9 protein-coding genes and 1 other RNA gene are annotated in these 12359 nt (G+C 56.1%); 3 read left to right on the top strand and 7 right to left on the bottom strand.

Going from position 1 to position 12359, the window contains the following annotated elements:
- Positions 1 to 83 precede the first annotated feature (83 nt).
- Both ABY734_RS12720 and ssrA read left to right on the top strand, forming a co-directional pair.
- Entirely contained in the window at positions 84 to 1583 is a 1500-nt protein-coding gene (locus ABY734_RS12720) for an exopolyphosphatase (protein WP_372779621.1), read from the top strand.
- A gap of 48 nt (positions 1584 to 1631) precedes the next feature.
- Positions 1632 to 1989: a transfer-messenger RNA gene (ssrA, locus tag ABY734_RS12715) on the top strand.
- A 68-nt stretch (positions 1990 to 2057) separates the two neighbouring features.
- Here the strand turns inward: ssrA and ABY734_RS12710 are convergent.
- Positions 2058 to 2918 carry a hypothetical protein gene (locus tag ABY734_RS12710; RefSeq protein ID WP_372779620.1) on the bottom strand — a complete coding sequence of 287 codons (861 nt, stop codon included), beginning with the start codon at positions 2916 to 2918 and terminating at the stop codon, positions 2058 to 2060.
- 71 nt (positions 2919 to 2989) lie between these two features.
- Positions 2990 to 4363 carry a glycosyltransferase family 2 protein gene (locus ABY734_RS12705; protein WP_372779619.1) on the bottom strand — a complete coding sequence of 458 codons (1374 nt, stop codon included), beginning with the start codon at positions 4361 to 4363 and terminating at the stop codon, positions 2990 to 2992.
- Between the two features lie 303 nt (positions 4364 to 4666).
- Between ABY734_RS12705 and ABY734_RS12700 the strand changes: the two genes are divergently transcribed.
- Positions 4667 to 6337: a hypothetical protein gene (locus ABY734_RS12700; protein ID WP_372779618.1), complete on the top strand. Its 1671-nt coding sequence runs from the start codon at positions 4667 to 4669 to the stop codon at positions 6335 to 6337.
- Here the strand turns inward: ABY734_RS12700 and ABY734_RS12695 are convergent, their stop codons facing one another.
- The 5 genes from ABY734_RS12695 to ABY734_RS12675 form a co-directional block, all read right to left on the bottom strand.
- Complete coding sequence (locus ABY734_RS12695) at positions 6338 to 7441, bottom strand: PQQ-dependent sugar dehydrogenase (RefSeq protein WP_372779616.1); 1104 nt, start codon at positions 7439 to 7441, stop codon at positions 6338 to 6340.
- 96 nt (positions 7442 to 7537) lie between these two features.
- The gene (locus tag ABY734_RS12690; protein WP_372779614.1) at positions 7538 to 8362 is read right to left on the bottom strand and encodes a 23S rRNA (adenine(2030)-N(6))-methyltransferase RlmJ; all 825 of its coding nucleotides are present in this window, start codon (positions 8360 to 8362) and stop codon (positions 7538 to 7540) included.
- Positions 8363 to 8441: 79 nt separating this feature from the next.
- Positions 8442 to 10562: an FAD-dependent oxidoreductase gene (locus tag ABY734_RS12685; RefSeq protein ID WP_372779612.1), complete on the bottom strand. Its 2121-nt coding sequence runs from the start codon at positions 10560 to 10562 to the stop codon at positions 8442 to 8444.
- A gap of 11 nt (positions 10563 to 10573) precedes the next feature.
- Positions 10574 to 11572, bottom strand: a complete 999-nt coding sequence (locus ABY734_RS12680; protein ID WP_372779611.1) for a Rieske 2Fe-2S domain-containing protein — start codon at positions 11570 to 11572, stop codon at positions 10574 to 10576.
- Between the two features lie 12 nt (positions 11573 to 11584).
- On the bottom strand, positions 11585 to 12355 hold the full coding sequence (locus tag ABY734_RS12675) for an SDR family NAD(P)-dependent oxidoreductase (protein ID WP_372779610.1): 771 nt from the start codon (positions 12353 to 12355) through the stop codon (positions 11585 to 11587).
- Between the last annotated feature and the right edge of the window lie 4 nt (positions 12356 to 12359).

The following is a 12359-nucleotide window of genomic DNA, read 5'->3' as shown; positions in this document are numbered from 1 at the left end:
AACAATCGCAATCCGCCAGAGCTGTCGTTACACTGCCGATCAACCCTAAAATCGCCCCGCTGAACCGGAGCCTACCGATCCTCATGCCGTCTGACGACATACCCGAAGTTTACGCCGCCCTCGACCTGGGCTCCAACAGCTTTCACCTGCTTATTGCCCGTTTCGAACAGCATAAACTCATCGTTATCGACACCCAGAAAGATATGGTGCGCTTCGCCGCCGGGCTGGACGCGAACAACACCCTGTCCGACGAAGCCATCAACCGCGCCCTGGACAGCCTCAGCAAAATGGCTGAGCGCCTGCAGGGTGTGCCCGCCGACCATATCCGCATAGTAGGCACCAACACCCTGCGCACAGCTTCCAATGCCAACAGTTTTATTGAACAGGCTGAGCGCATTCTGCCTGCCCCCATAAATATCATTTCCGGCACAGAAGAAGCCCGACTTATCTACCTCGGGGTCGCCAACGACTTTTCGCCCGGTGGCTCGCGGCGACTGGTGGTGGACATCGGCGGCGGCTCGACCGAAGTGGTTATCGGTGCGCAAAAGCCCAAACTTATGGAAAGCCTGGACATGGGCTGTGTCAGCTTCAGCCGGCGCTATTTCCCCGACGGCAAACTCAGCGAATCGTGCTTCCGCAAGGCCCGCAACGCCGCAGCGCGGGAACTCTCCCCCTACATAGAGGCCTTTCGTGGCCAGTGGGATGAAGCGGTAGGCGCTTCCGGCTCCATTCGCACCATTGGCCGTATTGTGCGCGACAACGGCTTCAGCGAAAGCAGCGCGATAACTGCCAAAAGCCTGCTAAAACTGCGCGACGCTCTACTGAACTTCAAACGCTGCGACGAGGTGGATATCAAAGGTCTCAGCAGCGAGCGCCAGAGCGTGCTGCCGGGCGGTTTGGCCATTCTGCTGGCATTGTTTGATGAGCTCGACATAGACCAGATGCAGACCTCGGAGTACGCCATCCGCGAAGGCATCATTCACGATCTGGCCGGGCGCCTGCACCACCACGACACCCGTGAAAGCACCATCAACCACATGGTCGGTCAGTACCATGTTGATACCGCTCAGGCCCAACGAGTCTGTAAGCTGGCCCTGCGCTGGCTGCCCGAGATCAAAACAGACCTGAAAACCGATCCTCACGAAGCGGAATACCTGCTGCGCTGGGCCTCGGCGCTGCATGAAATCGGCCTCGCGATAGCCCACGGCGGGTATCACAAACACGGCGCCTATATACTCAACAATGCAGACATGCCGGGCTTCTCACGCCAGGAACAGGCCCGCCTGGCTTTTCTGGTACTGAACCACCGGCGCAAGCCTAAAACCAGCGAGGTACCCGCAAGCTTTCGCCCGGACTGGTTGCTGGTCGCCCTGTTCCGCCTGGCCTGTATCCTCCACCGCCGCCGCCAGAGCCGCAGCATACCGGCCGAGGTGCAGGTTTTTGCCGCCGGCAAAAAAGCCATCACCCTGTCGGCACCCCAACGCTGGCTGGACGAAAACCCCCTGACCCGCGCAGATCTGGAAGAAGAGCAGGAACTCATTGCCCTCGCAGGCGTCCAACTCAACGTAGCGCCCGCAAACTAAGCATGACGCAACGGACCCAGTCCGTTACAATGCGGGGGTACAGGTTTTGGGGCCGATTTGGATTCGACGCCGGTGACAAAACCGAAGAGTGCATGCCGTGATGGCAGCGAATCACGTTAATCAAAAGCTGTAATCTTATAGTTGCCAACGACGACAACTACGCTCTAGCGGCATAAACCCCGTTAGCGGTCATTAGCAAGGTGCCCATACCGCGCTACTGACTGTCATACAGAATGGGATCGCAGCAAAGTGTGCCTGTCACGGCGCTGTTAAACTCTAAGCAGGCTCGCCAATCACGTCCTGACCGTTGGGCTGTGAGCGGCTAAATCAATAAACGGAAACTAAGCATGTAGAGCTCTCGGCAGAGTGCTGGCGGACGGGGGTTCAAATCCCCCCGGCTCCACCAGACAAAAAGGCCAATCGGAAACGATTGGCCTTTTTTATGTCTAGCTCCCGTCAATGATAAAGCGTTCTCTACCAAACGCGGTGAAGCTGCAGCCTGGAATAACAATACCGGTAATCGTCGGCCTGGGCGGCGAAACTTACGTCACCAGTGTTTTTGCAGCCAAGGGTAAATTCGTGGCCAACACTGTCGGTAAACCATCCTCGCGCCTTGAATTCGACAAGATAAAGGTCTTGTGAGAATTCGCGATTGATGGTCTGTTCGCCGCCACCAACCTTCAGTTGTAGAGCGTGGCTTTCCTTGAAAATCGTACCGCGAAAGGTCACCAGCGCAAGTGATTCAGTAAGCTCGTCCGGGCTGAAATAGCCATCACCGTTGAAGTCGGCATCGAGCTCTTTGTAATTTAACTCGGCAATCAGCCAAGGTAAGGGGCTTATTTCCCAGAGTAGTCGAGCTACCTTGCCGGTGCGCTCGTTGCGGTCGCTGAAATCCTGGCGAAAGTAGGCGCCAACCACTGTCCATTCCGGGTGCAATCGATAGTCTGACGACAGGCCGTAGGTTTCTACCGTCAGCTTTTGTTCAATGGCTCGTGTTGTGTCTACGATATCCCGTTCAGCAAACACTTCGTTGTAGCTTCGGTCATTCGGTTTAATCACCAGCGCGGAGCTGCCGGTCCAGGGAGACCAGCGAGTGTCAATCAGTTTGGCGGCCTGTGCCCGCAGGGCAATGGTCTTATTGAGAGGCTTTTCCATCTCGGCAGTGACCGCATGGTAGCTCGATTCACCCCGACGATCTCTGACCTCTCTCATGCCACCGCCAAAACCCCAATAGCTCGGACTCTGGCGTGTACCCGTGTCGTAGCGGTACTTCAGGTAGTAGCCGTCGTGTTTTGCGTGATCTGAATCCCGAGCGATGTTTGCATCAATAGTCACTCTTTCACGAGCGACAGAGGCCGGAGAAACTATCACTGCGACGCAAAGAAACAGGCCTGCGCTATACCGATTCACCAGCTTTTCCTCGTATTAAACAGTTCGGAGGCATACCCGACCACACAAGCCGGCGCCAGTATGGCCTGGTATCCGAGCATGAAGAGCACGGCACCCAGAATGTTGCGACGCACTTTGAGCCCGTACTGGTTGAAGACGGCCACCTGCTTCAGATACATGAGCAGGTTCAGAATCAGGATCAGTGGAAGCAGAAGCAACGTGACAATACTGGCGACCGCGTAGTACTGGAAGAAGATTGCAGCGAACACCCCGGGCAGAAAAACGAAAAGGTAAATACAATCCAGGTAGGGGAACAGGAGATTCAGCCAGACAAACGGTGTGTTGAGGCGCAGGTGAAAAAGCACTCGCGGAAAACGCTTGAAGGCCTCTATCAGGCCACGTGACCATCGTTTGCGCTGATTGTAAAACGCCCGATAATTTTCCGGTACGTTGGTAAAAGCAAACGCATTTTCAGCAAAACCAACTCTGTGTCCTTTTTCGATGATGCTCCAGGTAAGCACAATATCCTCGCCAACCGTATCCCGCCAACCACCCACGGACTCTAGTACGGGTTTGTTGTAGACGGAAAATGCGCCCTGGGCGACCAGCGTACCCTGCAGCAGGGATTGAATGCGTTTAACAACAGAGATTCCGAGAAAGTAGTCCCACTCCTGCAATTTCGAAAGCAGATTTTTACGGGAATTTCTGACGAGCACACAACCTGCAGTAGCGGCAGTGTGACTAGGGCTTCGCAGATGATTGGTGACGATATTGAGCAAGGCATCACCGTACAGCATGGAGTCCGCATCGATCGTGGCCACAAGACTAAAATGCGCCTGTTTAAGGCCACGATTGAGAGCTGCAGCCTTGCCCTGATTGGTGTCGCAGTCAATCAGCTCTAATGTGTAACCAGCTTGCAGTTGCTGGATTGATGTCTGGAACTCTCTGACTACGTCGGCGGTGCGATCTCTGGAACCATCGTTGATAACGATAATCTGGAGTGACCCCGGGTAGTTCTGCCGGAAGATAGAGGTAAGCGTACCGTTAATCGAATTTTCTTCGTTATAAGCGGCAATCAGTACACTCAAACCAGGCGCTTGTTCCAGCGGCTGGAATCGTGGGCGCCAGTCGAATAACAGACCGGCGACTAGGAAGGCATTGACATACCCGGGGATCAGCGCGATACCCGCGACCACAAACCACGCTGCAATGTGCCCAATATCAACCGCAAGCGCATCGATCCACGGCATGGCGAGATAAAGGCTGCCACTCATCCAAATTGCTGCAAAGCTCAGCATGAGTGCAAGCCGTGCAGCAACGGTAATGTAGCGTTTGCGACCTCCGTGTGTAGTCGTAACGGGGCCGCTGCTGTTATTGTTAACAACGGTCATACCCGCTCCTTGTCGACAATTACCCCATATTTACATAATTGTTACTTTAGCTCCATTGTGACTTTTACTTACCGATTTAACCACTTAGCGCAGCAGCGCAGGCACACTGGCTTGGTATCTCGTGCTCGAAGCTTTATCTGTTCAATTTGGGGTGCGGATGAAAAAAGCACAGCCGGGCAGTTCCTAGCCTCTCCCCATTCCGCCTGCTCTGTTTTGCCCACAATTCCCCTTTTCGTTGCTCACCGCCGGCCCTCTTCGTAGGCTAACAATTATAGGAGCAGGTGCCAGGGACAAATTCGGTGTATGGCTATACTCAGGCTCGTGCCTTTATTGTTGATCGCAGCAGCGGGCTGCGCTCGCGCTGAATCAGAATGCCAAACCTTTTACGAGCGGAATGACCCGCGCCTGTTTAAATTTGTGGATACCCGCGAGGCCATCGATTTTGAGGCCTACAAAGGGCTGCAAATCAGTCGCATTGAACCGGTGGTATTGCCGATCTTCAACGAGCGCGACCCAAAAGAGAACAACCGGCTCTATCGGCTGATTAATACCCTCCATATCGATACCCGACCGGCCACTGTTCGGCGTCAACTTACCTTGAAACCGGGCTCGACCCTGGACCCCAGCGCACTCACGGAAAACGAGCGCCTGCTCCGCCGTAATGACTACGTCTCCGACGCGATGATCGTACCTGAACGGATATGCGGTGATCAGCTGGAATTACTGGCGGTGGTGCGCGATATCTGGACGCTGAACCCAACCGCATCATTCTCCCGCACAGGTGGCGAAAACAAAAGCGACGTCGGTATCAGTGAATCCAACCTGCTAGGTACCGGCCAGTCGCTGGCTATCGGTCGTTTCAAGAATGACGATCGCACGGGCTACAGCATTGCTTACAGCCACGATCAGTTATTCGGCAACCACACCGAGCTGGACCTGACCTACGCCAACACCTCCGACGGTGAACTGAAGGAGTTTAATTTCGCCCGCCCCTTCTACTCACTGGATACGCCCTGGGCCTATGGGCTTTACACCCTGCGCGAACAGCGTATCGACGATATAGAAACGGCTCAGGAAACACTCAATACCTTTGAAACAAGGGAAGAATTCAATGAAGTCTACCTGGGTTGGTCACGCGGCATTGTCGAAAATATCGCACAGCGCTGGACAGTGGGTTACACGGATAACACCACCCAGTACGCTGCGCTGTCTACCAGTGGCGCCGCGCCACCACCTGACCAGAGGCTTCGCTACCCCTGGGTTGGGTGGGAGTCTATTGAAGACCGCTTCTGGACAACCACAAATATCGCCCAGATAGGCAGACAGGAAGATATTCGACTCGGCGCCTACTGGTCGACCCGACTGGGTTATGCCAATAACAGATGGGGCAGCAGCGAAGACGCCGCAATCTATTCCATTGCCCATGAGTACACATTAAGCGTTGGCAAACACCATCTGATGCAACTCTTCGGCAGCTTGTCCGGGCGCTACAACACCCGGATTGATCGCGCGGAAAGCAATTTTCTCACCTTTGAAAATCGCTACTTTCATTTTATTGACGACAGGAACCGCTGGTATGCGCGGTTGAAAATAGACATTGCCAGACACATTCAGCAGAACGAACAGCTTACCAGTGGCGGTAGCGGCGATTTACGCGGCTACCCCAACGATATGCAGCGCGGCAACGAACGCTGGCTGTTTACGGTGGAGCGCCGTCACTTTACCGACTGGCATATCTTCAATTTGCTGCGGGTAGGCGGCGTAGCCTATGTTGATATCGGTCGAACGCGCGACACCGAAACACCGAACTCTGCCAATACGACCAACCTCGCCAATATCGGTTTCGGTTTGCGTTTCAGCTCCAGCAAAGCCGGCAAAAACAAAGTGGTGCATCTGGATATAGCCGTACCCCTGCGCGAACGCCACGGCATCGACAGCTATCAGATTCTGGCAACCGGCAAGAGCGCCTTCTGATCAGCCTTCACTGGGCACCAACCGCACGATACCTTTGTTCTCCGTCGCCACATAAATCAAACCATCCGGCCCCTGTTTGACGTCGCGAACTCGCCCGATTCCCTCAAACAGTTTTTCTGTAGCCACAACCTTGTTGCCCTGCAAGCGGCACAGTTCGATATAGCCAAACTTGAGGGAGCCCACCAGTAAATGCCCCTTCCAGGCGGGATAGCGTTCGCTGGTGACAAAGGCCATGCCCGAAGGGGCAATCGAGGGCACCCAGTAGTGTATGGGAGATTCATAGCCCTCCCGGGTATGCCCTTCGGCAAATTCAGTGCCGCTGTAGTTCACGCCATAACTCAATATCGGCCAGCCGTAGTTGGCGCCCGGCTTAACAATATTGACTTCATCGCCGCCTCGCGGACCGTGCTCATGCAGCCAGATTGCACCGGTGACCGGATGCATCGCCATACCCTGCGGGTTGCGATGCCCCAGCGAATAGATCGCCGGCAATGCCTGACTCTCGTCAATGAAAGGGTTATCCGTCGGCACCTTGCCATCGTCAGTGAGTCGATAAATCTTGCCGCCGTCGCGTGACAGACTCTGGGGGTTTTCGTCGCGATTACCGCGGTCGCCAATGGAAAAGTACAGGTGGCCCTTGCCATCCAACACTATGCGGCTGCCGTAGTGCTGGCCGCGCCCCGTGTTCGGTGAGGCCTTATAGAGTACGCGAGCATCCACCAGGGCGGCGCCTTCAAGTCGGGCCCGCATAACAGCGGTATTACTCCCCCGGCCTTCGCCTGCCGGGCTGGAGTAGGACAGGTACAACCAACCATTGTTTGCGTAATCCGGATGCACGGCCACATCCAGCAAACCACCCTGCCCGTTTACATCAATCTCGGGCAGACCGCTGATCGCCTGCAGGGAGCGCTCCGGCTTCAGGCGGTAGAGTTTGCCCTTTTTGTCGGTAATGAGCATTTCGCCCGAGGGCAGCCAATCTATTCCCCAGGGGGAGCGGACTTGATCAGTGACGGTTTCAATCTTGTAGCCGGTTTCCGCGACAACGCATGCACTGAGTAGCCCGGCGCCCAGCAGACAGGTCAGAAATCGAAGGGGTTTGATCACAACACTCTCTCCCGCAAAACGTATGTGCTTGTTCTACCACATTAGAAGCGTTTTTACGTCGTGAGTGAATACTTGGATGCGACTGCAATTGTCGACTTATTCCGGCACCAGCACCTGGTAGCGCCAGCGCGGCTTGCCGTCGCGCGCCATTGCCGCCGATAATCCGGGAGCAAGCGATTTGAAACGCTCGGGCGTGGTCCATGGCGGGTTAATTGCAATCAGCCCTGAGGCCGTCATGCCCTCCCCCGCATCATCGTCGATACTGATTTCGAAGAGGTGGCTGTTTCGCAGGCCGGCCTTTATGATGTCTTTTTCCAGGGTATTGACGCGCTCACGGCTGACCACCGGATACCAGAGCAGAATCTGGGTTTGCGGCATTTTCTTTAAGGCGGCTGCCACGGCGCTAACCACGGATCGGTAGTCACTTTCGACTTCGTAGGAAGGGTCTATCAAAACCAGCGCACGGCGGCTGGCGGTCGGCAATAGCGCGGTGAGGCCAGCAAAACCGTCTTCGCGCTTTACGCGGCAGCTCTTCGGCTTGCCGCAGTGCTTTTCAAGATCGCGGACCGTTGCCGGATGCATCTCAAAAAACCAGCCTCGGTCACCGGGCCTCAAGCGGCGGCTAACCAGCAGGGGTGATCCGGGATAGCATTTTCTGTTGAGATCATCCGCAACACTGGCGCGGTAATCTTGCAGTTCAGGCAGGCTATCCCAGGGAAGTTTTAATACCCCCTCACTGGCCTCGCCGGTTTTCCGGGCGGCCTCGGAGTCCAGGCGGTAAAGACCACCGCCGGCGTGGGTATCAATGTAATCAAAGGGTTTGTCTTTCTTCTGCAGATGAGCGAGGCACTCCAGTAGCAGCCAATGCTTGAGTACATCGGCGTGATTACCCGCGTGGTACTGGTGTTGGTAACTTAGCACGTGGTAGCCGCCCCTTATCTTGGGCCTGAAATTGGCCCGGTGCCCGAATCGCGCGCTAAATTACCACAAAGCACCGGGCTTAAATACGGGCCGCTATCTGCGCTGCGTCGTGCATCGCACCTTCAATATAGGTAACGCCACTGCAGTCGCCCGCGGTGTGCACAGAAAAACCCTGTTTTCCCAGATTCTCTGCCAATGCCAGGTTGCCCTGAGCGCCCTTGGCAACGACCACATGGTCAGCGCCAATATGACGAATTTGTCCGCGATAATTGCGGTACTCAACCTGCTGCTCGCCAATGGCGATCTGTGAGGCTTTGCTGATCAGCGTTACGCCGGCCTCGCGCAGTTCGTCGAGCAGGCGCAGGCGACGCACCAGATAAAGACCGGCGCCCGGCCGGCTGCTCTCTTCCAGCACCGTCACCTGCCTGCCCCGGTGAGCGAGGTATTCGGCCAGTTCCAGCCCGACCAGCTCGCCGCCGATGATCACCACCTTGTCGCCCAGCGGCAGCCAATAACGGGTTGCCAGATTAATCAGGCTGCGGTGACGGCTCGCTCCGGTCGCAGTGCCCGCCGCGAGCATAAACCGCGAAAAGCCGTCGAGCTTTTCCCGCACTGAGGCCAGCTTTTCACCCAGCACCATGGCCCGCATTTCGTCGCCGCTGAAGACAAAGTCCCGGTCCGCGCCGGGAATGGCCGGCATGGCGCGGGTTGCGCCGGTGGCCACAACCACCTCATCCACCCCAAGCCGCTTCAACAGCTGCGGAGTCGCTTCGGTGTTCAGATGTATGTCGATAGGCAGTGCGCGCACCTGCCGCTTGAGCCAATCCAACAACTTGCCGTTGGGTTCATAGGCAATGGATGCAAACTGCAGGGTGCCGCCCAGCACATTGCTTTTCTCCAGCAACACCACATCGTGGCCACGCAGGGTCAGGCGCCGAGCAGCCTCCATCCCGCCCGGGCCACCACCGATAACCGCAACCTTGCGGGGGCTGGCCGCAGGTGCCATCAGGTTTTCAGCTTCGGCGGCGGTATCCGGGTTAACCGCACATTTCACTGGCGATTCCAGGTAAATCTGACTGACGCAGCAATAACAGTAAACGCAGGGACGGACGTCCTTGGCCCTGTTTTCTGCCAGTTTGTTTGGCAGGTGCGGGTCGGCCAACATTTTTCGGCCCAGCCCAAGAAAATCAAAATGCCCCTCGCCAATATGCTGGCTGGCGCGCTCGGGTTCGATACGACCGGACGTAATCACCGGGATATCCAGCACCGCCTTGATGGCGGCGGCGTTACTGACCAATCGCTCCGGCGTATGGGGAATATTGGATTCGGAATGCAGCGCACCGCGCGATGTATCGTGGTAAGCGCTGACGGTAATGGCGTCCATACCGGCGTCCTGGGCCATACGCGCCACGGCCTTGGCGTCTTCCAGCGATATGCCCTCCGGCTGACCAAACTCTTCGGAATCGAGCTTGCACCAGACAGGGAAATCCCGACCGACTTCTTTGCGCACTGCCGCAATCACTTCCATCAGCAACCGAGCGCGATTTTCCACTGAGCCGCCGTACTCATCGTCGCGCTGATTGGTCAGCGGCGACAGAAACTCGGAGATGATGTAACCGTGCCCGCCGTGAATTTCCAGGCCGTCCATCCCCGCTTCCTGCACCCGCCGCGCCGCATCCGCAAATTGCTGCACCAGGGTGGCAATATCGTCGTGGGTCATGGGGTGGAGTTTTACGTCGAGCTTTTGTGAAGTGGCCGAGCGCGGAATTTCTTCCTTTAACATGCCGGCTTCCAGATCGCTCTGCTTGAACACCGGCATGGACGGAATCCATACCGGGCGCCCGGCTTTCATATCCTCTACACCGACCAGGCCGCCAAAGTGCAGCTGGGCAATAACCTTGGCGTCGTGTTTATGTACAGCATCGGCCAGCTTTTTAAAACCGGGAATAAACCTGTCATCCGAGATTGCCACCTGTCGCGGCTGGTTGCCGCCGTGGGGCCAGGCGACACCGGCTACACCCAGAGTGATTAAAGCGGCACCGCCTTTGGCCTGCTCCTCGTGGAAGGCGCGAATCTGCTCACCGCAGTGGCCGTCGGGTTCCGCAAGGTTAACGCCCATCGCGGTAACAAACATGCGGTTTTTCAGCTGCATGGAGCCTATGCGGCCGGGTTGTAGCAGGTGGTTGTAGTTTTTAAACATTCCCCTCACCCCTACCCTCTCCCAATGGGAGAGGGAGTTAAAAACTGTCCGTACCACTTTCTAAAACGGTTAAAGGGCCCATCGCCATCACAGAGCATGGGTTTTTCCAGATAGCGTTTGTGCGCCCATATAATCCGGTCTTCATCCATCTGCTTGCGAATATCATCGATAATCGCCTGCCCCACCCGACTTGCGGTTTTGCCGGCGTCGGCCCGCTGAATAAAGGCGTATTTGGCTACGGATTTTTCCGGCGCGACTGGGGAAATATTGGCCATCAGCACCGTGTCACAAATACCGCTGAATTTCACCAGCGCAATGCCCGGACCAATACTGCTGTTCTCGATGCTGCCGTGCACTGTGCCTTTGGGGGTGTGCATCTCGGTTTTCAGAAAGCCGTAGCGTTTATGTTCGTCGAACGACATTTCGGTTGGCGTGGGCACATCGGCGGTGCCGTGTACAAAAAAGAAGTGGGCCGGGTCGACGGCGTTTTCGCCAATTTCCTGCATGTGGGTGTCAATCTCCCACTCATAGGTTTTCAGCTCGCCCCACTCGTCATTGTTCGCCGCGGCTTCCGGAATGGCTTCCGGTTCAAACAGGGGTTCGATATCTTCAGGGTGATACCAAACATAGATGCACTGATTCAGCTCGCGCACCTGCCAGTTTTTAATCACCTTTTCACAACGCGCCACTTTCGGCGGCGGGTTGGTGGCATAGGGCACCTTGGTACACACACCCTCTCCGTTGTACTCCCAGCCGTGAAAGGGGCAGACAATACTTTCACCGTTAACCTGCGAACCGCCGCCGGCCTGATCGCGAATGCCGTAACCCAGATGGGCGCCCATATGCGGACAGTAGGCGTCCAGCACTTTGGCCTCTCCAGACTCGGTACGAAAGATCACCAGCTCGGTATCAAAGTATTCCAGCGGTTTGGATTCACCTATCGCCAGTTCGTGGGAATACAGCACCTGAAACCAACCGAAAGGCATAGGCAGGGGTACGCGTGTTTTCATGGCTCTCTCCCGTTAACCGCGAATGGCACCGCCGCCGTCGACAGACAACAGCTGACCGGTAATAAACGATGCGCGATCAGAGGCCAGAAAGGCGACCGCTTCAGCGATCTCTTCGGGCTCACCCAGCCGGTTCATCACCGCGACCTTTTTCAGGCCTTCAGCCATTTTTGGCTGCTCTTCAAAATACTTTTCCAGGCCGGGTGTGCGAATCACACCGGGTGAAATAGCGTTGATACGAATGCCCTGGCTGCCGTACTCCGCCGCTGAGCTTTTGGTGAGTATATTCACCCCGCCCTTGGCGCTGGCATAGGCCGTATTGTAAGCCTGGCCGCGCAAGGAGGCGTTGGAAGAGATATTAACGATGGCTCCGCCGCCCTGTGCCAGCATTGTTTCAATTTCGTATTTCATACATAGCCAGGTATTGGTCAGACACATTTCCAAGGTCTGATCGAACACCTCCTTGGAGAACTGATGGATCGGCCCGCTGCCGCGACTTACCGCCGCGTTGTTACAGGCGACATCCAATCGGCCGAAGGCAGCGACTGTGTCTTCAACCATTTTCTTGACCAGTTCTTCCTGGGTGACATCCACCTTCAGGAACACCGCCTCGCCACCGGCCTGTTTGATCAACTCGACACATTCCTGACCAAAGCTTTCGTTGAAATCTGCCACCGCCACTTTGGCGCCTTCGCGGGCCAGGGTCTGACTGATGGCGCGGCCAATACCGGAACCACCGCCCGTTACCAGCGCCACCTTGTCATTCAATAATCTGCTGTCGCTCATAACC

This window comes from Litorivivens sp. (assembly GCF_041624475.1).
Taxonomy (GTDB): Bacteria; Pseudomonadota; Gammaproteobacteria; order Pseudomonadales; family Spongiibacteraceae; genus Litorivivens.
The sequence above is the reverse complement of the archived record's forward strand: the minus strand, read 5'-3'. Positions and strand labels throughout refer to the sequence as shown.